The 758-nt window shown below is 57.8% G+C and carries 1 protein-coding gene; it reads right to left on the reverse strand.

Features of this window, described 5'->3' with window-relative positions:
- Nucleotides 1-422 precede the first annotated feature (422 nt).
- On the reverse strand, nucleotides 423-758 hold a 336-nt coding region (locus A3730_RS08335; protein ID WP_156501079.1), incomplete at its 5' end, for an SDR family oxidoreductase.

Consider the following 758-nt stretch of genomic DNA (forward strand, 5'->3'; position numbering starts at 1 on the left):
GTCGGGGCGCACCTGAACGCTGGCTTGCTAGGTATCGTCGGTCTGAGGTGCAACTCAGCCGATGGATTCTTTATCGGCGTATGAATAGGTGCGGGGTGGGGCCAAATCTCCTACCGTCTGTACCCTTGGGTCAGATGCTCCTTTGGTCCCTCCACCCCGGCAAGTCCTGCATGGTTGCAGGAAGAGCATTCAAACATACAAGTTCCCTTCCAGGGGACGAACCGGCCCGTAAACATGGAAAGATCGAAATCACGGGTTACTCAACCGTCGATTGCAGCAGACGGTTATCTCTGTCGCCTCGCTGCGCTCGGTTCGTCCCCTGGAAGGGAACTCCTACAGCGGCTTCGTAGACAGCAAAAAGCCCCGGAAAACCGGGGCTTTTTCGTGTTGCATGTAGCGTGACGCGTGCTGCGTCTCCTGTGCTACCGAGGCTGCATACGGATACCACCATCGATACGGATGGTTTCGCCGTTGAGGAATTTGTTCTCGATCATGTGGCACACCAGCTGACCGTATTCCTGCGGATGCCCCAGCCGTTTCGGGAACTGGGTCATTTCGATCAGCGGCTGCTTCACCTTGTCCGGTGCCGCATTCATCAGCGGGGTGTTGAAAATCCCCGGGGCGATGGTATTGCAACGGATACCCAGTGGCGCCAGATCACGGGCGATGGGCAGCGTCATGCCGACCACGCCGCCTTTGGTTGCCGCGTACGCAACCTGACCAACCTGGCCATCAAAGGCTGCTACCGAGGCGGTATT

It is taken from the genome of Alcanivorax sp. HI0044 (genome assembly GCF_001634945.1).